Source organism: Bacillus sp. RC240, assembly GCF_044907945.1.
Taxonomy (GTDB): Bacteria; Bacillota; Bacilli; order Bacillales; family Bacillaceae_G; genus Bacillus_A; species Bacillus_A mycoides.
Window position 1 is genome coordinate 330618 of record NZ_JBIYCT010000004.1, and the last position, 20767, is coordinate 351384.

At 33.9% G+C, this 20767-nt stretch carries 22 protein-coding genes; 16 read left to right on the forward strand and 6 right to left on the reverse strand.

The window, feature by feature from the left end; genetic code table 11:
- The first annotated feature begins 23 nt into the window (after positions 1-23).
- Positions 24-977, forward strand: a complete 954-nt coding sequence (locus tag ABH955_RS16765) for a branched-chain amino acid ABC transporter permease (RefSeq protein ID WP_404456499.1) — start codon at positions 24-26, stop codon at positions 975-977.
- A 164-nt stretch (positions 978-1141) separates the two neighbouring features.
- Here the strand turns inward: ABH955_RS16765 and ABH955_RS16770 are convergent, their stop codons facing one another.
- Positions 1142-1930: a LysR family transcriptional regulator gene (locus ABH955_RS16770; protein ID WP_404456429.1), complete on the reverse strand. Its 789-nt coding sequence runs from the start codon at positions 1928-1930 to the stop codon at positions 1142-1144.
- A gap of 120 nt (positions 1931-2050) precedes the next feature.
- Here ABH955_RS16770 and ABH955_RS16775 point away from each other — a divergent pair, with 120 nt between their 5' ends.
- From ABH955_RS16775 to ABH955_RS16830, 12 genes are all read left to right on the forward strand, one after another.
- Positions 2051-2596 (forward strand): DUF4865 family protein, encoded by a 546-nt coding sequence (locus ABH955_RS16775; RefSeq protein WP_113734663.1) that lies wholly within the window; start codon positions 2051-2053, stop codon positions 2594-2596.
- Positions 2597-2641: 45 nt separating this feature from the next.
- Positions 2642-3052 (forward strand): tautomerase family protein, encoded by a 411-nt coding sequence (locus tag ABH955_RS16780; RefSeq protein ID WP_144512433.1) that lies wholly within the window; start codon positions 2642-2644, stop codon positions 3050-3052.
- On the forward strand, positions 3049-3372 hold the full coding sequence (locus ABH955_RS16785) for a carboxymuconolactone decarboxylase family protein (RefSeq protein WP_235661805.1): 324 nt from the start codon (positions 3049-3051) through the stop codon (positions 3370-3372). Before ABH955_RS16780 ends, ABH955_RS16785 begins: the two co-directional genes overlap by 4 nt.
- A gap of 101 nt (positions 3373-3473) precedes the next feature.
- On the forward strand, positions 3474-3917 hold the full coding sequence (locus tag ABH955_RS16790) for a MarR family winged helix-turn-helix transcriptional regulator (RefSeq protein WP_113938227.1): 444 nt from the start codon (positions 3474-3476) through the stop codon (positions 3915-3917).
- A gap of 52 nt (positions 3918-3969) precedes the next feature.
- Entirely contained in the window at positions 3970-4911 is a 942-nt protein-coding gene (locus ABH955_RS16795; RefSeq protein WP_404491387.1) for a ring-cleaving dioxygenase, read from the forward strand.
- A gap of 16 nt (positions 4912-4927) precedes the next feature.
- A complete protein-coding gene (locus ABH955_RS16800) occupies positions 4928-5983 on the forward strand; it encodes an LLM class flavin-dependent oxidoreductase (protein WP_404491389.1) in 1056 nt (351 codons plus the stop codon).
- Between the two features lie 625 nt (positions 5984-6608).
- A complete protein-coding gene (gene cydA / locus ABH955_RS16805) occupies positions 6609-8012 on the forward strand; it encodes a cytochrome ubiquinol oxidase subunit I (protein ID WP_002012335.1) in 1404 nt (467 codons plus the stop codon).
- Complete coding sequence (gene cydB, locus ABH955_RS16810; RefSeq protein ID WP_002141342.1) at positions 7999-9015, forward strand: cytochrome d ubiquinol oxidase subunit II; 1017 nt, start codon at positions 7999-8001, stop codon at positions 9013-9015. The genes cydA and cydB overlap by 14 nt, the downstream gene beginning before the upstream one ends.
- Positions 9015-10736, forward strand: a complete 1722-nt coding sequence (gene cydD / locus ABH955_RS16815) for a thiol reductant ABC exporter subunit CydD (RefSeq protein WP_144512423.1) — start codon at positions 9015-9017, stop codon at positions 10734-10736. Before cydB ends, cydD begins: the two co-directional genes overlap by 1 nt.
- Positions 10733-12457: a thiol reductant ABC exporter subunit CydC gene (gene cydC, locus ABH955_RS16820; RefSeq protein ID WP_144512421.1), complete on the forward strand. Its 1725-nt coding sequence runs from the start codon at positions 10733-10735 to the stop codon at positions 12455-12457. The genes cydD and cydC overlap by 4 nt, the downstream gene beginning before the upstream one ends.
- Before the next feature lie 195 nt (positions 12458-12652).
- Complete coding sequence (locus ABH955_RS16825; RefSeq protein WP_002031341.1) at positions 12653-12874, forward strand: hypothetical protein; 222 nt, start codon at positions 12653-12655, stop codon at positions 12872-12874.
- 244 nt (positions 12875-13118) lie between these two features.
- Positions 13119-13568, forward strand: a complete 450-nt coding sequence (locus tag ABH955_RS16830; RefSeq protein WP_002135750.1) for a DUF6376 family protein — start codon at positions 13119-13121, stop codon at positions 13566-13568.
- Positions 13569-13603: 35 nt separating this feature from the next.
- Here the strand turns inward: ABH955_RS16830 and ABH955_RS16835 are convergent, their stop codons facing one another.
- From ABH955_RS16835 to ABH955_RS16845, 3 genes are all read right to left on the reverse strand, one after another.
- Positions 13604-13942, reverse strand: a complete 339-nt coding sequence (locus tag ABH955_RS16835; RefSeq protein WP_404456443.1) for an EamA family transporter — start codon at positions 13940-13942, stop codon at positions 13604-13606.
- Positions 13935-14276 (reverse strand): EamA family transporter, encoded by a 342-nt coding sequence (locus ABH955_RS16840; protein WP_002086172.1) that lies wholly within the window; start codon positions 14274-14276, stop codon positions 13935-13937. Before ABH955_RS16840 ends, ABH955_RS16835 begins: the two co-directional genes overlap by 8 nt.
- A gap of 202 nt (positions 14277-14478) precedes the next feature.
- On the reverse strand, positions 14479-15480 hold the full coding sequence (locus ABH955_RS16845; protein ID WP_404456446.1) for a S66 family peptidase: 1002 nt from the start codon (positions 15478-15480) through the stop codon (positions 14479-14481).
- Between the two features lie 219 nt (positions 15481-15699).
- Between ABH955_RS16845 and ABH955_RS16850 the strand changes: the two genes are divergently transcribed.
- Positions 15700-16653, forward strand: a complete 954-nt coding sequence (locus tag ABH955_RS16850; protein WP_404456449.1) for a D-alanyl-D-alanine carboxypeptidase family protein — start codon at positions 15700-15702, stop codon at positions 16651-16653.
- 248 nt (positions 16654-16901) lie between these two features.
- Entirely contained in the window at positions 16902-17501 is a 600-nt protein-coding gene (locus ABH955_RS16855; RefSeq protein WP_002141347.1) for a nitroreductase family protein, read from the forward strand.
- Between the two features lie 43 nt (positions 17502-17544).
- Here the strand turns inward: ABH955_RS16855 and ABH955_RS16860 are convergent, their stop codons facing one another.
- Positions 17545-17715 (reverse strand): DNA mismatch repair protein MutT, encoded by a 171-nt coding sequence (locus ABH955_RS16860; protein ID WP_404456452.1) that lies wholly within the window; start codon positions 17713-17715, stop codon positions 17545-17547.
- A 718-nt stretch (positions 17716-18433) separates the two neighbouring features.
- Between ABH955_RS16860 and entFM the strand changes: the two genes are divergently transcribed.
- Entirely contained in the window at positions 18434-19714 is a 1281-nt protein-coding gene (gene entFM, locus ABH955_RS16865) for an enterotoxin EntFM (RefSeq protein ID WP_404456455.1), read from the forward strand.
- A gap of 167 nt (positions 19715-19881) precedes the next feature.
- Here entFM and ABH955_RS16870 read toward each other — a convergent pair whose 3' ends face one another.
- A complete protein-coding gene (locus ABH955_RS16870) occupies positions 19882-20646 on the reverse strand; it encodes an alpha/beta fold hydrolase (protein WP_404456458.1) in 765 nt (254 codons plus the stop codon).
- Between the last annotated feature and the right edge of the window lie 121 nt (positions 20647-20767).

Here is a 20767-nt window from a genome sequence, read left to right on the forward strand (position 1 = left end):
TTAAAGTATACTTCGGAGTATTTATGCTCATTTGTTTAAGTGTATTTCCATTCGTAAATGATTCACGGAGCTTGTTAATTTTGTTCACTCAAATCTTCATCTTTGCTATTTTCGCTATGAGTTTTGATGTTCTCCTTGGATATACGGGTATTGTTTCATTCGGTCATTGTATGTTCTTTGGAATAGGGGCGTATGGTGTGGCACTCTTATTTGATCGGCAAGGGGTGTCTATAACGAACTTTTTTATAGGAATAGCAGCCGCAATTATTGTATCAGCCATCGTTAGTTATATAATTGGTATGCTTTCATTACGTTTGAAAAGTCATTTTTATGCAATGTTAACGCTCGCTATTTCCCAGCTGTTTTTTGTACTTGCTGAAAAATGGCGTTCACTGACTCATGGAGGAGATGGATTTACATTTCGTGTACCAGATATATTCCGTGATCGTTTTACATTTTATTATATAACATTTATATGTCTAATCAGTATTTTCATTTTGTTACGTCTTTTCACAAAATCTTCAATTGGGAAAGTGTTAAAGGCGATTTCACAAAATGAACAACGAGTTGAAGCACTTGGCTATAAAGTGCTTCATTATAAAATTATTGCTAGTGTTGTTGCAGGAGTAGTTGCAGCGATTAGCGGTGGTTTATTTGTTATCACTTTACGCTTTGTTAATACAACTGTATTTTCAATTGAAATGACATTAAATGCATTATTGATGACAATGATTGGGGGAGTTGGAACGTTAATCGGAGCTATTGCTGGAGCAGGAATTATTGAATCACTAAAATATTATTTATCAGAACTAGCTACAGAGTATCCGATTTTTGAAAGGTGGACGATTATTCTTGGTTTATTATACATTATCGTGCTTCTAGTTTTTCCGAAAGGGTTAGTTGGAACAGTTAAGAAGTTGAAGAATTTTAAAAGGGATAAGAAGGAGAAGAACACAGGGGTGGAGCAGAACGTGTAAAATAAGTCTTCAAGATGAAAAGGGATGTCCTAGTAGTTAAACATATTAACTAGGTAACATCCCTTTTTATTTTATTAAGCCGTACGATAGTATATGAAGTTATATTAGCGATTCGAAAAGGGATATCTATTTACCCGTAAAATACGACAAGTGTAGCCTCTTTATTAATTAAATAGTTCACCTGGAATCACTTTATTTAAGTCTCGAGTTGTAAAGAAGTTAATAGGTAGTTTTTCAACTGCGACATTTTCAACTGGAACTAATTTATCATTTCTAATCGGTAAAAAAGCTATCCCATTTCCCTCAACAATAAACTCTTCAATAAGCGAATAAGAATCTAACTGTTGAAGTTGATGCTGGGATAGATTGTTTTCTTTTAGAAATTGTATTGTCATATTTCTAAAAGGGCACTTTTTATCGTTACTAACAAAGAAAAGTTCTTTTGAAAAGTCAATGTTACACTGTTTTTTCGCTTTTAATAAGCCTACAGAAATTGAAGTGGTGAATACTTTTTTAAACGCTGCGTCGGGATAATCCTCATAAGTTATGACTATATCAACTTTTTGTTGCTGTAGTAGTTTTTGTAAATGGCTACTACTTTCTATATATATTTGATAATTCCTGAAATTTTCTTTAATACGCATACTTAAATAATTAGTCAAAATAGATTGTGACGTCGCTATTACATAAGAAGAAGCACTTGTTTTAATTTCATCTTTCGCTTCTTCTAAAAGAGCTAATATTTTATTCGTGTAGTCTAATAAAATGTCACCAGAAGGTAACAGGGAGACACCTTTGTTATCTCTATGTAGTAAAGGTGTTTCTAATTCTTGTTCTAATTTTTTGATTCGCTCAGTTACATTTGGTTGTACATAGCCTAGCTCTTTAGCAGCTTTACTAATAGATCCTTCGTTAGCTACAGTTTTAAATATAATAAGATCATTTATTTCCATTCATTTCAGCCCCTTATACGGTATCATTATAAATGATATCAAACATAATTTATACCTATTTTACGTCAGCCGATCATCGGTTTATCATTATGTATATAAGATCGAAAGTGAGTGATAAACATGATTGGTATGCAATATAAGGTCATTTTACCAAAGGATTATGACATGGAGATTATTAAAAAAAGGGTAAAGGATAATGGGTTTAAAACTGATGGTTTTCAAGAACTAAATTTTAAGGCTTATTTAATTACTGAGACAGGTAAGGATGGGAATTTCTATAACTGTTATGCACCTTTATATATGTGGAATGGTCATGAAGGGATGAACAAATTTATATTCGAAGGGTATTACGATAATATTTTGCAATCGTTTGGGTGGCAACAAATAAATATAGGTGTTCCATTAGTTGTTAATTTAAGTAATGATTTTAGAAAAAGTAGATATGCTGTTGAATATGCAGGGAGTATTTCTCAAAGTAAATCGCTGATTGGGACGCAATTAAATAAAGTAAATGAAAATGTGCAAAACATAGAAAAATGTTTAGGAAATGTAATAGTTTATAATCCGGATAAGTGGGGATATAGTCAATTCAGTTTTTATAAGGAAAAGCCTGAAATAGATGTAATGGACGATGTTACTATTTATGAGATTTTACATATTTCATGAGGATATGTTGTTGAATGCTAAATTAAGAAAAAGGAATGAAAATGTATGCCTTTTGTGAACGTTTATTATCATGAAGATATAGTAAATAAAGAAGAGTTGAAAAAGATAGGTGAATGTATCCATCTTTCATTAATTGAACATTTTAACATCCCTGAAAATGATTATTTTCAAATATTTTTACCTTATCAACGAAATCAATTTTTGTATAATCCATATTATTTGTTGGAAAGAGGAGAAATGAGAACTGAGAATATGATTCATGTTTCTATTACATGTGGACCTGGAAGAACAGTACAACAGAAAAAAGGTTTGTATCAATCTATATCCTTTGAAGTTTCGGAATGTTCCAACGTAAAAGTTACTGACATTTTTATTACATTACATGAGACAGCTGCTGAAAACTGGTCATTTGGTCAAGGGATGGCACAATTGGTAAAAATGAAGGGAGCAAAATGATGAATGAACCAATTGAATTTTATATTCCAAAGAAAATGAGAGAAATAGCACCTGTATTTTCTCATTATAGTGAAGAGATATTATTTGAGGAAGTGTGGCGGGATGCCGCTTTAACATTAAGAGAAAGAAGCTTATGTACATTGTCGGCGCTAATCAGTCTTGGTAATACAGAACAATTATCATTTCATCTGAAGCTAGCTAAACAAAATGGGATAATGGAGAATGAATTAGTTGCATTAATAACACATATGGCTTTTTACGTTGGTTGGCCAAAAGCTGTGGCAGCTTTAAATATAGCAATGAATGAAATGGAAAGTTAAGAATAATGATTCTGGGAGGTATTTTTAACATATTTCTACTTGCATTACTATCACTTGAGTGGTAAAGTGATAGTAAGATCAACGCTAGGAAGTGATGAAACATGCGTGAAAATACGATAGGATCGTTAATATGGCTACGTTTAATACGATTTACGAACCAAAGTAATCAAATGTCAAATGAGTTTTTAAAACGTTTTGATTTAACAACAGCCCAATTTGATGTGCTTTTGCAAATACGGACTTATCAGCCATTAACACAAATGGAGTTAGCAGAAAAGGTTACCGTTACACAAGGCGGTATTTCTCGAATGTTAACACGTCTTGAAAAAGAAGGATATATTATACGAAAACAAGATTGGAAAACGAAAACAATTAGTCTTACAGGGCAAGGGGAAGCGGCTTTAGAAAGAGCATTGCCAGAGCAACTTGCATTTCAATCATCATTTTTTGATGATGTATTAAATGAAGAAGAGCAGAAAATACTATACGAGTTGATGTCAAAAGTTCATAAGCATAGTGAAAAAAAAGAATTACCGAATGAGTAATTTTTTTTACTTAATCAATTGACTAATCAAGTGATAAAGAGGAGGAAGTTTTATGTATACAATTCCAGGACATCACCACATTTCTATGGTGACTAAAAATGCGAAAACGAATAATAATTTTTATCGAGATGTTTTAGGATTACGCCGGGTGAAAAAGACAGTCAATCAAGATAATCCATTTATGTATCATTTGTTTTATGGTGATTTAACAGGGAGTGCCGGAACTGAATTATCATTTTTTGAAATGCCGAATGTAGGTAGAACAATCCGTGGTACAAATGCAATAACACAAATAGGCTTGCTCGTACCTTCAATAGAAAGTCTTACATTTTGGAAGAGACGTTTTGAGTCACTCCAGGTGGCGCATGGGGAAATTACAACTTACGCCGGAAGAGACGCACTGCACTTTGAAGATCCAGATGGTCTACGGTTAGTGCTGTTAAATAATAAAGATGAAGAGGTGCCTGAATATTGGACTGCATGGGATGAATCTTCTGTAGAGCAGAATCATCGTATTTTAGGCATGGGAACAGTTGAAATGACAGTGCGCAGTTTAAATAAATTATCAAAAACATTAACAGGTTTGTTTAGTTATAAAGAAGTATCTCGTTCAGACGATGAGGGGATTTATCAATCTATTGATGGTCAATCTTTTGGAGAAATTTTGGTGAAACAGCAAGATGGAGAGAGTGAAAGACCAGGAAAAGGAAGTATTCATCATTTAGCTATTCGTGTGAAAAATGATGAAGAACTGAGTTATTGGAATGAAGCGGTGAAAGATAAAGGGTTCCAATCAACAGGGATTATCGATCGCTTTTATTTTAAAAGTTTATATTTCCGTGAGTCAAATGGCATTTTATTTGAGATTGCGACGGATGGCCCAGGATTTACAGTAGATTCAATAGTTGAAGAATTAGGAAAAGAGCTGGATTTACCACCATTTTTAGAAGAGAGAAGAAAAGAGATTGAAGAGAAATTAATACCGCTTTATTAAAAGGGAGAGAGCAACTATGGAAAAATACCGTATTGATACAAGTAAGGGAATTGAATTTGGATTATATTCAATTGGAGATCATATTTTAAATCCGCATGATGGTTCGAAAATAAGTGCAGAAAAAAGAATTCATGAACTAATTGAAACAGCTAAGTTAGCAGATGAAGCTGGAATTGATGTGTTTGCTGTCGGTGAAAGTCATCAAGCGCATTTTACAACGCAAGCTCATACAGTTATTTTAGGAGCTATTGCACAAGCTACGAAAAACATTAAAATCGCGAGTTCCGCAACAGTATTAAGCACGTCAGATCCGGTTCGTGTATATGAGGATTTTGCCACAATTGATTTAATTTCTAGTGGTCGTGCTGAAATCGTTGCTGGTCGTGGATCTCGTATTGGGGGATATAGTTTACTTGGTTACGATGTAAATTATTATGAAGAACTATTTGAAGAGAAGATGGATCTTTTATTAAAAATAAATAAAGAAGAAAGTGTAACATGGAAAGGGCAGTTTAGAACGCCACTTGAACATGCGGCAATTATACCGAGAGCTAAAAATAACAATATGCCAATTTGGCGTGCTGTTGGAGGGCCACCTGCTAGTTCAATTAAGGCAGGACGCGCAGGTGTACCAATGATGCTTACGACACTTGGTGGCCCGGCTGTTAATTTTAAAGTTTCGGTTGATGCATATCGTGAAGCAGCTGAGCAAAGTGGTTTTGATCCAGCAACATTACCAATTGCGACAACAAGTTTATTTTATACAGCAGAAAATTCACAAGATGCACTTAGTGAATATTATCATCATATTAATGCTGGTATGCTTGCGCTACGCGGTGGTGGGTATCCAAAACAACAATTTACTAACGCAGTAGATCACCGTGATGCGTTAATGATTGGTAGCCCGGAACAAATTATTGAAAAAATGCTTTATCAATATGAATTATTTGGACAGCAACGTTTTATGGCACAGATTGATTTTGGCGGTGTACCATTTGATAAGATTGAGAAAAACATTGAATTAATTGCTACTGAAATTATGCCGGCTGTTAGAAAATATACAACGAAATAATGAAAAAAGTACCGGGAATATAATCTATTCTCGGTACTTTTTTATTTAGTCAGTTTGAAAAATGACAAAAAAACGAATTTTATGTCTAGAGAAAGGGGAGTTTTTTTCTATTTGTGAATAACAATATTGTTGATTTGAATTTTGGAAATACATTTTTCTCTTGACAAAAATCTAATGTGTTTTCAGGTTTGATTCGAGGACATTTTTCAAGAGGAAAGTCAAGCGTATGAAGAGAAAAACATAATAATAATTGATATAAGAGTGTGTTGTATGTTTGAAAAGTCCGTTTTTAAAATGTGAAAAATCTAATTCAAAAAAATTACAAAAGACATATTTCAGACAAAATCCTGTCAATAATACGTCAAAAATCACCTGAATTTATTATGTAAGTATATTATACAATTCGATTAACGAATAAAACACTACTGAAATAGTGAAAAGGTAAATCGTATGAAGAAAGTTCTTTTGTAATTATCTAAAAAACTGACAATCTATATTTTCAGAAAGTACATAAACGAATTTATCTTTTTGTATTTCCAAATGATTGAATTGTTCGTTATGAAGTGAATTCATACAATTCAATCGATATTACGATATAAAAAAATATGAAGGAAGTGACTTTAGCATGGAAACGCTCGAATTGGCACGAATACAATTTGCATCAACAACGATTTTTCATTACTTTTTCGTTCCGCTGTCTATAGGCTTAGCTTTTATCATTGCGTTAATGCAAACGTTGTATGTGGTAAAGGGACAAGAAATTTATAAGAAGATGACAAAGTTTTGGACACAAATATTCCTTGTTAACTTCGCAGTAGGTGTAGTAACAGGTATTTTACAAGAATTTCAGTTTGGTATGAACTGGTCAACGTATTCACGTTTTGTTGGTGATGTTTTCGGACCATCACTTGCAATTGAGGGTTTATTAGCATTTTTCATTGAGTCTACATTCCTAGGTTTATGGGTATTCGGTGAGGATAAACTTCCGAAGCGAGTTCATCTTTTATGTATTTGGCTCCTCTCAATAGGAACAATGTTATCAGCATTTTGGATTTTAACTGCAAGTGCATTTATGCATGCCCCAGTAGGATATGAAATGGCAGCAGATGGACGTGCGCAAATGAATGATTTTTGGGCGATTATTCAAAATCCACAATTATGGGTGCAATTCCCGCATACAATTACAGCGGCAATTGCAACTGGTGCATTCTTTATTGCAGGTGTAAGTGCATGGAAAATATCAAAAGGTCAAGAAACTGCGGTGTTTAAAAAATCGTTCCGAGTTTCTATCGTTGTTGGAACAATTACAACAGCATTGGTATTATTTTTCGGTCATGCACAAGCACAAAATTTAATTAAGACACATCCGATGAAAATGGCAGCAGCTGAAGCATTATGGAATACGAGTGAGGATCCAGCGCCATTTACAGTATTTGCAAAAATTGATACAGAGAAGAAAGAAAATTCGTTTGAAATTCAAATCCCTTATATGCTAAGTCTATTGTCATATGATAAATTTAGCGGTCAAGTTGAAGGGATGAATCAAATTCAAAAACAATATGAAGAAAAATATGGACCTGGAGATTATATTCCTCCAGTACATACTATGTTCTGGAGTTTTAGAGCGATGGTAATGAGTGGAACATTCATGCTTCTTTTAGGAATGTACGGCTGGTTCTTATCAAGAAAAGATCGCTTAACTGAAAACCCTTGGTATTTAAAAATAATGGTATATGCAATTGCACTACCGTTTATCGGTAATACAGTAGGATGGATCATGACTGAAATGGGACGTCAGCCTTGGGTTGTCTTCGGTGTTATGAAAACAGAAGATGCTGTATCTCCAAACGTTTCATTTGGAGAAGTATTATTCTCTCTTGTTTCATTCACATCACTATATTTAATTGTTGGAGGAATTACTGTTTACTTATTCGTTCGTATCATTAAAGGACACGCGAATAAGAAAACGAAAAAGGATTATCAAAGCCATGATCCATTTGATAAGGAGGAAGAGTATGTTATCTCTTAATGAGTTGTGGTTTCTAATTATCTCAACCTTATTCGTTGGCTTCTTTGTACTTGAAGGTTTCGATTTTGGTGTAGGAATCGTTTCAAGGTTTTTAGGGAAAAACGATCTGGAAAAACGTATATATTTAAATACAATTGGGCCGTTTTGGCACGCAAATGAAGTATGGCTTGTTTGTGCTGGTGGCGCTATGTTTGCGGCATTCCCGCACTGGTATGCAACTTTATTTAGTGGGTTTTATATTCCATTTGTGTTTATGCTTCTTGCATTAATTATAAGAGGTGTTTCCTTTAAATTCCGTGCGAAAATAGAAAATCATAAATGGAAGAGTTTCTGGGATTGGGGCATGTTTATTGGAAGTTTGCTACCTCCCATACTTTGGGGAGTTGCAATCGCAAACTTTATGACAGGTGTACCAATTGATGGAAGTAAAAATATGGTAGGTGGATTTATGAAATTACTTCACCCATTTGCGTTACTTGGGGGAGTTATGTTTCTTCTTCTATGTATTGTTCATGGTTTGCAATTCCTTACTATACGTACAACAGGAAAATTACGAGAACGCGCACGTATTGCCGCGACAAAGATTGCACCTTTTGCATTAATAACACTTCTTGTTTTTGCAGCTGTAGGGTTATGGAAAACAGATATTTTCACCGCACATGGTTCAGAGTGGCTAATGGTTCCAATTGGAGCTTTTGTAGCGCTATTTGTTTCTACTTTATTAAATAAAAGAAGAAGAGATGGTTGGGCTTTCTTTATGACGAGTTTAACAATCATTTTGTTAAGTGCAAGTGTGTTCATCGGTATGTTCCCGCGTGTCATGATTAGCTCATTAGGAGCGGTAAATGATTTGACAATTTATAATGCGGCATCAGGACCTTATGCATTAAAACTGATGAGCTATTTTTCTCTTGCTATTTTACCATTTGTTATCGGTAGTCAAATATGGAGTTTCTATGTATTTAGACAACCTGTTAAGTCAGACAAAGATTTGGAGTACTAATGAAAAGAAAAAGAGGACTTCCGTCGTATCCTGGTAGCCGAGTTTTATATGTAACTTTAAGTCTTATTAGCATTTTAGAGGCGTGTAGTATCATTGCGCAGACAGTGTTTTTAGCACGAGCAATCACATTTTTATTTCATGGAGAAACAGTGCAAGCTGTACTAAATGAAACTGTTTATTTTGGGATCACGTTTGCAGCACGCCAAATGTTAGTGCGAACATCGCAAATATTGGTTGAGCGTTTCGCTGAAAAAACAGGATTTGCATTACGTAAACAGTTAATAGAAGCATATTTTACGTTAGGGCCGAGATTTGTCCAAACGAATGGGACTGGTCATCTGGTTACTTTATCGATAGAAGGTATTGAGAAATTTAAAACATATATTGAATTGACAATTCCTAAAATGATTAGAAGTAGTATCGTTCCAGGGCTAATTGTTCTATATGTTTTTACACTAGACATTGAGTCGGGAATCATATTAGTTGTAACGATTCCAATTGTGATCATGTTTATGATCCTTTTAGGATTAGCAGCGCAGAAAATGGCGGATAGCCAATATGAGACATATCGTGTACTTTCTAATCATTTTGTAGATACGTTAAAAGGATTAGAAACATTAAAGTATTTAGGGAAAAGTAAACAGCACGAAGGAAAGATTGAAAAAGTAAGTAAACGATATAGAAAAGCAACGATGCGTACTTTGCGAGTTGCTTTTCTTTCTTCTTTTGCATTAGATTTCTTTACGAGTTTATCAATTGCATTTGTAGCAGTTGGATTAGGGATACGGTTAATAGATGGGACAATTATACTGTTGCCAGCTCTTACGATTTTAATTTTAGCGCCGGAATATTTTCTGCCGATTAAGCAAGTTGGAGCGAATTATCATGCTACATTAGATGGACAACTGGCAATGGAGCAAATAGAAGAAATTTTACAGAAACAAAAAGAAATAGAAAAGAAAGATTCAAATGTAGATATAGTATGGAATTCTTCTAGTAGTTTGAAATTACAAGATGTAAAAGTAAATAATGATGAATCTGAAAAGGCTATATTAGAGGGAATTGATTTTACTTGGCAAGGTAACGGTGCTATAGGCATTATTGGTGAAAGTGGGGCAGGGAAATCAACGTTAATCGATGTGTTAGCAGGATTTCTAGCTCCTTCGGGTGGGAAGATGTTAGTGAATGGTGTGGAAATTGGTGAATCTAATCGAGAAGATTGGCAAAAAAATATTGCTTATATTCCGCAGCAACCTTATATTTTTCCGCTTTCATTAAAAGATAATATTTGTTTCTATGAAACGAATACAATTGATAAAGAGGTTGAGAGAGTTATTAATGAAGTTGGTCTTCGTTCGCTCGTTGCATCATTACCACATGGGATGTACGAAAGAATTGGAGAAGGTGGACGTATGCTTAGTGGTGGACAAGAACAACGTGTCGCTATGGCACGTGCACTTTTAAGTAAAAAGCCAATCATTTTATTAGATGAACCTACAGCACATCTTGATATTGAAACTGAATTTGAAATAAAGCAATCGATGTTACGTCTGTTTGAAGGTAAGTTAGTATTTCTTGCAACGCATCGTCTACATTGGATGAAGCAAATGGATCATATTCTTATTTTTAATAAAGGGAAAGTTATAGAAAGTGGAACATATGAAGAACTTTTAACGAATGAGACATTACATTTTCATAGCGAAGAGAGGGGAGAGCGATGAGTAACTGGATTAAGCCTTATATACAGCAAAATAAAGGTAGAATGACTTTGACTATTTTCCTTGGGCTTCTTGGAGTTAGTTCGGGTGCGATGTTACTTTTCATTTCAGGTTATTTAATTTCTAAATCTGCTCTCAGACCGGAAAATGTAATGGCTGTATATGTTCCTATTGTCGCAACGCGTGCATTTAGTATAGGACAAGCGGTCTTTCATTATTTAGAGCGTTTAGTTGGGCATGACGTCGTTCTACGAATTTTAGAAAAAATGAGGACAAAACTATATAGAATTGTAGAACCACAGGCGTTATTTTTACGCTCTCGATTTCAAACTGGTGATGTACTAGGTGTATTGTCTGATGATATAGAACATTTACAGAATCTATATTTACGTACAATATTCCCTAGTATATTAGCGTTAGTTGTATATAGCATTTTCGTAATTGTTATCGGTGCATTTGACTTAGTATTTGCACTTATCGCAGCTTGTATGTTAGCTGTTATTGTTTTTCTTCTCCCATTCGTATCACTACTTTTGATGAAACGACATCATGTTGCTTTGAAGCGAGGAAGAAATCGTTTGTATCAACAATTGACAGATGCTGTATTTGGGTTATCTGATTGGCAGGCGAGTGGTAGAAAAGATGAATTTATTAATGCGTATGTAGAGCAAAATGTCCAGTTGTTAAAGACAGAAAAGAGAGTGAAACGCTGGTACCATATTCGAGACAGTATCATTCATTTAATAGTCGGCATTGTAGTTATTTCAATGATTATGTGGACTGGAAATCAAGCAGCAAGTGAACAGATTGCACCTACAGTTATTGCAGCGTTCGTATTAATGACATTATCTGTGACAAATGCGCTTATCCCTATATCAGATGCTATCGATCGAATTCCATCTTATGTAGAATCTGCTCATCGGCTTAATGGCGTAGAAAGTGAGAGCGCTTTGGATGAGGGTAAGGAGTTATCTGTAAATAAAGAATACGTTGCATCAAAACATGTAGATATCGAACTGAGTAATGTGTCGTATAATTATCCGGATAGTAATGAACCTGTATTAAAAGATGTATCATTGCAAATAAAGGCAGGAAAGAAAATTGCTATTTTAGGTAGAAGTGGAACAGGGAAATCTACTTTACTAAAATTGTTAACTGGTGCACTACGTCCGGTGAATGGCCAAGTTATATTGAATGGTGAACAAGCTCGTACGGATTTTTTGTCAAAATATATTTCTGTATTAAACCAAAAACCACATTTATTCGATACGACAATTGGAAATAATGTGCGGATCGGTAAACCAGAGGCTAATGATGAAGAGATATGGAAAGCTTTAGAGAAAGCGCAGCTAGCACCACACATTGCTTCTCTTCCTGATGGATTACAAACAAAAATGCATGAAATGGGAAAGAGGTTTTCTGGCGGAGAAAGGCAAAGGGTAGCATTTGCAAGAACTCTTATGCAAGAAACACCAATCATTGTACTTGATGAACCGACTATCGGTTTAGACCCTAAAACGGAATTAGCCTTAATAGAAACAATGTTTTCTGCAACAGAAGAAAAAACTGTTATTTGGATTACACATCATCTTGTAGGAATTGAACATGTAGATGAAGTTATTTTCCTTGATAGTGGCCAAATCGCTATGCAAGGTAGTCACGAACAGCTACTGAAAGAAAATGAGAAATATCGTAGGTTATATGAGCTTGATAAAGGTATATAGGAATGAAATGCAAAAAACCACAAATTCTTGGTAGTTCAAGGTTCGTGTTTTTTTGTATTTGTGGTGAAATCATATAAGCCGTATAAGCTATTTGATCATGAAATGGTTATATATTGTTAGAAAGGGTGTTTAAAACCTATCCTTTCAAGGCAATACTTGAGCCATAGTGAATGGATTGTTGGAAGGCGTGATTATATGTTTGAAGAGGATGGCATTGTTTTAATTTTGGAGCCTGCTGATGAGCGGAATATGAGGAAATTTATTTTTACAGTACCGAAGTCAGTTTATGAAAAAAAAGAAATTTTATTACATTACGGAACACCTTTAGGCCAAGGATATACGGACATTATAGAAGATATTATTAGTGTACATATAGACATAGATATTATAACAGTAATAGGGCATGTGAGAGGATAAAGAGAAACTTTAATTAGTGAGAGCTATACGTACCTGGAAAACAGACGTACTGAAAATAAGTATGTCTGTTTTTATATTTAAATGAAGATAGTTTCGAGGTACATGTTGAACAGGATAATAATTATTTTTCTAGAATGTATAAGAGGAAGATTAAAAAAATAAGATATGATGTGATAAAGTGTATAAGAAGAAAATAAAGTGTTTATAAATGAATAAAAGTATGGAAATTATTTAGGAGGTAAAAATGAAGTTTACAAAAACAATGTTACTTTCAATTGTAGTTTCAATTGGTTTGATGGGATGTTCGCTAGTAGAGGAAGGGAAGAACTCCATAGATTACGCTCAAAAAGCGACAGACTATGTAAATGAAATAAGTGCATTTGCAAATGAAGCGCCAGCATTAGCTGAAAAGGCTGTTAAGGATGGGGAAGCCCGGAAAGAACTAGAAACGAAACTTACAGAAATTAAACAAGATATACCAGCTTTTAATGAATTAACACCACCAGATGTAGCGAAGGATCTTCACCAGCAAATCGTCGGTTATAATGAAAAGTTAAATACATTAATTGATACATCTATGACAAAGATAGAGGAAGGAAAAATGAATGTAGAGCAGTTTAAAAACTCTGAGCTTATGCAGACGATAGAACAAGTTCGTGATTTGAAGGATAAGGTTCAAAATTTAGGGCAATAACAAAAAGATCCGTTTATCATAAACGGATCTTTTTGTTATTGAATACAATAGATGATTACACCAATGACAATAATAATGTTGCCAATGATTTTTCGTTTCGTGATTTTCTCCCCTAGGAAGTACCAACTGAAAATTAAAATGATGATATAACTTAATGATTCTAATGCAGATGCTTGCTTTAATGCCATGCCCTTTAAGGCGATCACATTTAATCCGGCATTAATTACAAATAAAAAGTAGCCGACGATAACATAAGGATTCACATATTCTTTTATTCTAGAATCGTATTGTTGTAAAGTAGCCTTTTTTAATAATATTTGTGAGTAATTGGCTAAAATTATCCCAAATATCAATAATAACATATAACTATTCATCTTTTGTCACCACCACAATTCCGACGATAATAATAGCTGCGCCAAGTATGTGATTCCACTGTATCGTATCTCCAAACAGGAATACTGACCAAAGCATTGACCATAGTATGATAATCCCACGGTGTGAATATGCTCTAGAAATTTCAAAGTTCTTAATGACTTGTTGCCATAGAATTGCATATCCGAATAAAAGTACAACAAGTCCGAAGTAAGCAATAAAAAATGAAATTGATGCAATAGGGAATTGAGATGCCCATTTCATGTAAACCATAATGATAGAATATATCAAGAAGGCCACATGTAAAAATACATAGTTTTTAATAGTTGGTTTCATATATTCACTCTCTTTTACTTTATATACACGTATGTAAACTCGATGTATATAATCAATAGCTTCTTATTATATATAAAAGGCATATTGAAATGATTTTTGTTTATTTCTTCACATTCCAAAATATATAGTATCATGTCTTCTAATGTAAAACAATAGAAGGCAATGCGTAGCTTTAGAGCTGAAAATAATAGAGCTAGTAGAGTTAGATTTTCCACTGTTCTATAATTTGTATCGTTTTATTTGTTGCATCCATCTCTACTTGAATACCTATTGGTAAAGTAATCATTGGATGAGTATGACAACAATCAAAATCGGCTAGAAAAGGAAGTTTTTGATTTTGTAATACTTCTAATAATATTTCGTAAGGTTTTCTATTTGTACCACAATCATCAAATTGCTCATGTTTTCCAAGGATGATACCTGAAACTTTATCAAAAACGCCGTTAATTTTAAGTAATGAAAAACTTCTTTCGATAGTAGCTGCATCTTTTGAGCTATCTTCAATAAAGAGAATGTCACCATCTTGAATAAGTGGCATATAGGGGCTACCCCAAATACCTTGTATAGTATTTAAATTCCCACCAATAATACGTCCAGTAGCTTTCCCACCAATTACTGAAATCCAATTGTTCGGTCGAAGATCTTTTTCTTTCGTTTTTTCTTCCCAATTAATAAATTCATCTGACCAAAATAACGGCTGGTTTATGTTGTAAGGAAGGTGTTGATCAGTTAATAAAGTATCCGCAAAATATTTGTACGTGCAATCTACGAAAGGCTCAAATTCACCAAAAGAAGGAACAAGTGCTGGACCATAAAATGTAGGAATTCCTGTTTTTGCATAAATTCCTAGTAATAATGCTGTTGTGTCTGAATAGCCAATCATTATTTTAGGATTCTTTTGAAAAGTCTCATAATCAATATAAGGTAGTAATGAATTTGAATTCAGTCCCCCAATTGTCGACATGATACAAGAGACGTTAGGGTTTCTAATCAAGTCATTTAATTCATCAGTACGCTCTTTAATGCTCCCGGAGCGATAATAATCATATTGACCTGTTAGTGAACCTTCTAATATATGAAAACCTTTCTGTTCTAAGTATAATTTTGCTCGCTCAAATCTCTTTGGCGAAGTATAGGTTACTGGTGAAGAGGGAGAGTAGATGCCAATTGTATCGCCATATTTTAATGATTTTGGAAGTATCATTTGTATAAATCCTTTCTATTATATAGTGTTTTTGTGGTACGATGTTATTGAATATTCTTATATTTTGTTGTTTTTAGTGTAACACATATGAAAAAGAGAACGAGGTTGAAATTATAATTGCTGTAGATGAATAAATATACTTTTTACCTTGACGATATAAAGTAATTGTTGTTATGGTTAAACATGAGTGTATAAAAGGTTTGCTAAAGGAGTTTTAGAATGAAGCGGTTAAAATGGGGAAGATTAACAATCCTATTAGTAGTAATTCTGGGTATATGTTGGTTCTTTTTCCAAGGGGTTCAAAAGAGTGAAACAAAAGTAGATACTCAGCCTTTACAAGTGGCAGAGCTACCTAAAACAGGGCTATCTGAAAAAGTAGTTCCACCAAAATATATACCACCAGAAATTGATGCAAAAGCAGCTATTATTATCGATGCGAGTAATGGAGAAGTTATTTATCAAAATAATGAAAATGAAGCTGTTGCCCCTGCTAGTATGTCAAAAATGATGACAGCATATCTCGTTTTAGAGAGTATACATAATGGGAAAGTCCACTGGGAAGATCCAGTGAAAATAAGTGCAAAGTCGGCACAAACAGAGGGTGCAAAAATCCCGATGCAAGCAAATGATACATTAACTGTTAAGGACTTATATCATGCGTTAATGATTGAATCGGCTAATAATTCGGCTGTCGCTTTAGCGGAACATGTAGCTAAGACAGAAAAAAACTTTGTTCAACTTATGAATGAAAAAGCAAAGCAGTTAGAAATGTCAGATAAAGCTAAATTCGCGAATGCTTCCGGATTGCAGGAGCCCGACGGAAGTGAAACAAAAATGACAGCAGCTGACGTAGCAAAATTAGCGTATCATCTTATAAAAGACTATCCAGAGATATTAGAAGTGACTCACTTACGTCAAAGTCAGTTAGCATTTAATAATGTTAATGTTACAAGCACAAATGAGATGTTAAACAAAAATAATAAAGCTTTATATATAGAAGGAATAGACGGATTAAAAACAGGGTTTACAGATAGCGCAGGGTATTGTTTTACAGGTACTGCAAAACAAGGCGATAATCGTGTTATTACAGTTGTTATGGGGACAAAAAGTAAAATAAAACGTTTTACAGAAACAAATAAATTAATGTCCTATGCATTTCAATTGCTTAATTAGGTGAAGAAAGAAGTAATTTAGATTGTTATAAAAATAAGACAGACAGTTTATTGAACCTTGATTTTGGTGACAATAAACTGTTTTTTTATTCTTTGACGTATAGGAAGTGAAAACTCAAGTGATATCATTTGAGTTTGTTTTTGTTTGTTGATATTATTAAGTTAAGAACTTATTAATAATAAGTTCGAGAGGCATTATATGCTTCGTACATATGATACTGCCTCAAATGAAAATTGGAGGGAATTGTAATGGCAAAAGATTTTTACTCAGCAATTGAAGACAGAAGATCTATTTACGCGATTAGTAAAGAGCAAGTAGTTTCTGATGAAAGAATTCAAGAAGTGATTTATCATGCTGTGAAACATACACCTTCGGCTTTTAATTCTCAAAGTGCAAGAGTTGTTGTATTACTAGGTGAACAACACGACAAATTATGGAATGTTACGAAAGAAACGTTACGAAAAATTGTGCCTGAAAATAATTTTGCACCTACTGAAGAGAAAATGAATGCATTTAAAAGTGGCTATGGAACAGTTTTGTATTTCGAAGATAGTAAAGTAGTAGAAAGTTTGCAAGAGAACTTTGCACTATATAAAGATAATTTTCCTACATGGTCTCAGCAATCTTCTGGAATGTTGCAATTTGCGATTTGGACAGCATTAGAGATTGAAGGTTTTGGTGCTACACTACAGCATTATAATCCGTTGATTGATGAGGAAGTAAAAAAAGAATGGGATGTACCTGAAAACTGGAAGTTAACTGCGCAAATGCCATTTGGTAAACCGGTAGTTTCGGCAGGAGATAAAGAATATCAGCCATTAGAAACTCGTGTGAAAATTTACAAATAAAATAAAAAATAAAAGGTGAACAGAGATATAATCTGTTCACCTTTTATAAGTAGTAAGGATTTTTTTTGTAGGAATTTTTAATCTGATTTTTTAATTTGTTTTTACGTGTTTCAATAGTTGATACTTTTTGTAATGTTATAATTGAAACGAATTGAAAAAAAGCATAGTACAGTTCTATATTTTTATTTATAGGATCATCTATTATGTTTTTCATAAATATATCTCCTTTTTTTATCTCACTATTTGCGGGCAGTAAGGCTTCCATATCAAAATTCAATGATACGTATAGAATACCGACCTGTAAAAGTTCGATTGGTTTCAGTGTGGGGTGAATAAAATTTGTATGGATTAAAATCCTACTTTATATATGATAATATAAATATCCTGAAAATTCCATGGATAGTGAAAAATAGATAGTGGAATGTGTATTTTCGTCAAATTAGAACAGAATTTTTGGAGTTAAATCTTACAAATCGTCAAATCTTTTTAAAAACGATGGATAATATCAAAAAAAGTTTTCTGAAAATATTATACTATTGATAAAAAAAGCATTTTTTGTCATGATAAGAGTATGCTTCATGGAAGGGACTTTACTAGAAAATACATTCTTTGCATTGTATTAGATTAATAGAGTTTTTTAAAGTGGATAGCAAAAGAAAAATATATATTAAGATAATGAGTGGAATGTCGAATTTTCAATGAAATACATAAGAAATTTGAAAAAAGCATTGCAAAAACACACTGTTTAATGATAAAGTTCACATGAAGTTCACACTAAATTCACTTCAATCGTTTAAAATAAATGATGTGTGAAAAATAAAACTCTTGCTAAAAAATGGAACTGGATGAATATTTTACTTTGATAATATTGTAAAGTACTAAGTTTATAGTTTTCTCAAGAGGATAGTAGGGAAAGGAAGTAAAGACAACTTATGAAAAAAGTAATCGCAGGTTTAGCAGCAGCATCTGTAGTAGGTGTAGCAGTTCCTGGAATGGATTCTGCTCATGCACAAGTTTCAAATGATGCGCTAAAAGAAATTAATGGACAAACTCAAACTCAAACGACTGTAACTGAAACAAAAACGGTAGAAACAACTTCTGAATTAAAATACACAGTAACAGCTGATGTATTAAATGTACGTTCAGGTGCTGGTACAGGACATAACGTTATTTCTAAAGTGAAATCAGGTCAAGTACTTCAAGTAATTGGACAAGAAAACGGTTGGTTCAAAGTTAGTGTAAACGGTCAAACAGGTTATGTTAGTGGGGACTTCGTAACAACTGGTGGCAATAAAGGAACTACTACTACTGTTCAGCAAGGAACAGGTACTTACACAGTAAACGTTTCTTCACTTAATGTACGTACAGGCCCAAGCGCGTCTCATACTGTTTTAGGTTCTGTAAATAAAGGTAAAACAGTTCAAGTTGTAGGTGAAGTTCAAGATTGGTTTAAAATTAACTTCAATGGTGGAACTGGATACGTAAGCAAAGACTTCGTAACAAAAGGTGGTTCAGCTGTATCTAACGAAACACAGCAACCAACTACAAACAACAACAACAATACTACTACAGTTCAAACTGGTGGATCATATGTTGTTAACACAGGTGCTTTAAAAGTACGTACAGGTCCAGCTACATATAACCCTGTAATTGGTGGGGTAACAAACGGTACAGTATTAAACGTTACTGGCGCTGAAAATGGTTGGTATAAAATTAACCATAACGGCCGTACAGGTTACGTAAGTGCAGACTTTGTGAAGTTTGTAAAAGGCGGAGTGAACAATGTAGTTACTGGTGGTAACGAAGGTACTAATCAAGTACAAAAACCAACAGCACCAACAGGTGGAGATACATCTTCAATCGCTGGATTCGCTAGATCTTTAAATGGTTCACCATACAGAACTGCTGGTACAACACCTGCTGGTTTTGACTGCAGTGGATTCATTCACTACGTATTAAATCAAACTGGTCATAAAGGCGCTCGTCAAACAGTTGCTGGATACTGGAGCTCTAAAACAAAAACTAGCAATCCACAACCAGGTGATTTAGTATACTTCCAAAATACTTATAAATCAGGTCCTTCTCACATGGGCGTTTACTTAGGTAATGGACAGTTCATCAGTGCAGAAACTGACGCAACTGGTGTACGCATTAGCTCTGTAAGCAACTCTTACTGGAGTAAGCACCTATTAGGTTACACAAAAGCATACTAAGAAAAAGTATTTTATATACTTTTCGTATAGAGAAAAGGCTTTCCAGGGAAACTTGGGAAGCCTTTTTCATAGTTGGATAAACTAACAGTATAGTAGTATTTATCCTGCTATTTGCGGGATAATAATCAGCGGGGGATGGACAAACCCCCGCTGATTAAAGTTTCACTTTATGTCAATTTCCCATGCAAAAACTTAGCATATAAATCATGAAAATAGTTTGGACGGAATAAGTTTGCTGCATGACCTGCTAATGGAACTTCTTTATATAAAACGTTCGGAAGAATGGACTTCAAATCAAAGAGACAAGATTTATAGAGATGATCATGTTCTCCCATCACCCATAATATAGGATGGGGAAGTGCTTTTAATTTAGATTTCAAGTCGAATTCTAAGCGATGTCGTAATGACTCAGCAATAATGGACGAGTGTAATTGTAATCCGAAACGGTAATAAATATTTCGTGAAATAACAGCGAACGGATTTGCCCTTAGTATTCCACTTGGAAAAATAGTACTAGCATACTGAGAAAGCCAAGATGAATATTCATCACCGCGTTTTTCCCAAAATTTCTGAAAAACATTATATAAACGGGAAGGGTTATTATAATGTCCACCAATATGACAAATACTCAATACTTTTTCTGGATGCATTTGTGCAAATGTCGTAGAGATATAACAGCCATAGCTTAGAGCACAAATATGAGCCTTTTTAATTCCCTCTTTTTCATACAAGTTCAATAATTGATCTACGAGGCGCTGTATTGAAAAGTCGATAGCTTCTCCTTTATCGTCGCCGTGACCTAATAAATCATAAGTTATAATGTTGTAGGAGGCAGAAAATCGTTTATGCTCTTTTTTGAAGGCGCGGCGATTTCCAACTAATCCATGAATAAAAATGATTGTTTCCTTTTCGGAATGTTTATTTGTTTGCAAAAAGGATACTCCTTTCAATGCTGGAGATTTATATAGTGTTTTAAATTAGCTAATTGATAAAATTAGTTATATATTTTCTATGCGTAGTCTATAATTTACATAGAATAATAATAAGTACCAG

What these genes read in the sequence shown, in the direction of transcription:
- ABH955_RS16765 (WP_404456499.1), top strand. Translation starts at nt 24, where the DNA reads ATGCTCATTTGTTTAAGTGTATTTCCATTCGTAAATGATTCACGGAGC.
- ABH955_RS16770 (WP_404456429.1), bottom strand. Translation starts at nt 1,930, where the DNA reads ATGGAAATAAATGATCTTATTATATTTAAAACTGTAGCTAACGAAGGA.
- ABH955_RS16775 (WP_113734663.1), top strand. Translation starts at nt 2,051, where the DNA reads ATGATTGGTATGCAATATAAGGTCATTTTACCAAAGGATTATGACATG.
- ABH955_RS16780 (WP_144512433.1), top strand. Translation starts at nt 2,642, where the DNA reads ATGCCTTTTGTGAACGTTTATTATCATGAAGATATAGTAAATAAAGAA.
- ABH955_RS16785 (WP_235661805.1), top strand. Translation starts at nt 3,049, where the DNA reads ATGATGAATGAACCAATTGAATTTTATATTCCAAAGAAAATGAGAGAA.
- ABH955_RS16790 (WP_113938227.1), top strand. Translation starts at nt 3,474, where the DNA reads ATGCGTGAAAATACGATAGGATCGTTAATATGGCTACGTTTAATACGA.
- ABH955_RS16795 (WP_404491387.1), top strand. Translation starts at nt 3,970, where the DNA reads ATGTATACAATTCCAGGACATCACCACATTTCTATGGTGACTAAAAAT.
- ABH955_RS16800 (WP_404491389.1), top strand. Translation starts at nt 4,928, where the DNA reads ATGGAAAAATACCGTATTGATACAAGTAAGGGAATTGAATTTGGATTA.
- cydA (WP_002012335.1), top strand. Translation starts at nt 6,609, where the DNA reads ATGGAAACGCTCGAATTGGCACGAATACAATTTGCATCAACAACGATT.
- cydB (WP_002141342.1), top strand. Translation starts at nt 7,999, where the DNA reads ATGTTATCTCTTAATGAGTTGTGGTTTCTAATTATCTCAACCTTATTC.
- cydD (WP_144512423.1), top strand. Translation starts at nt 9,015, where the DNA reads ATGAAAAGAAAAAGAGGACTTCCGTCGTATCCTGGTAGCCGAGTTTTA.
- cydC (WP_144512421.1), top strand. Translation starts at nt 10,733, where the DNA reads ATGAGTAACTGGATTAAGCCTTATATACAGCAAAATAAAGGTAGAATG.
- ABH955_RS16825 (WP_002031341.1), top strand. Translation starts at nt 12,653, where the DNA reads ATGTTTGAAGAGGATGGCATTGTTTTAATTTTGGAGCCTGCTGATGAG.
- ABH955_RS16830 (WP_002135750.1), top strand. Translation starts at nt 13,119, where the DNA reads ATGAAGTTTACAAAAACAATGTTACTTTCAATTGTAGTTTCAATTGGT.
- ABH955_RS16835 (WP_404456443.1), bottom strand. Translation starts at nt 13,942, where the DNA reads ATGAATAGTTATATGTTATTATTGATATTTGGGATAATTTTAGCCAAT.
- ABH955_RS16840 (WP_002086172.1), bottom strand. Translation starts at nt 14,276, where the DNA reads ATGAAACCAACTATTAAAAACTATGTATTTTTACATGTGGCCTTCTTG.
- ABH955_RS16845 (WP_404456446.1), bottom strand. Translation starts at nt 15,480, where the DNA reads ATGATACTTCCAAAATCATTAAAATATGGCGATACAATTGGCATCTAC.
- ABH955_RS16850 (WP_404456449.1), top strand. Translation starts at nt 15,700, where the DNA reads ATGAAGCGGTTAAAATGGGGAAGATTAACAATCCTATTAGTAGTAATT.
- ABH955_RS16855 (WP_002141347.1), top strand. Translation starts at nt 16,902, where the DNA reads ATGGCAAAAGATTTTTACTCAGCAATTGAAGACAGAAGATCTATTTAC.
- ABH955_RS16860 (WP_404456452.1), bottom strand. Translation starts at nt 17,715, where the DNA reads ATGAAAAACATAATAGATGATCCTATAAATAAAAATATAGAACTGTAC.
- entFM (WP_404456455.1), top strand. Translation starts at nt 18,434, where the DNA reads ATGAAAAAAGTAATCGCAGGTTTAGCAGCAGCATCTGTAGTAGGTGTA.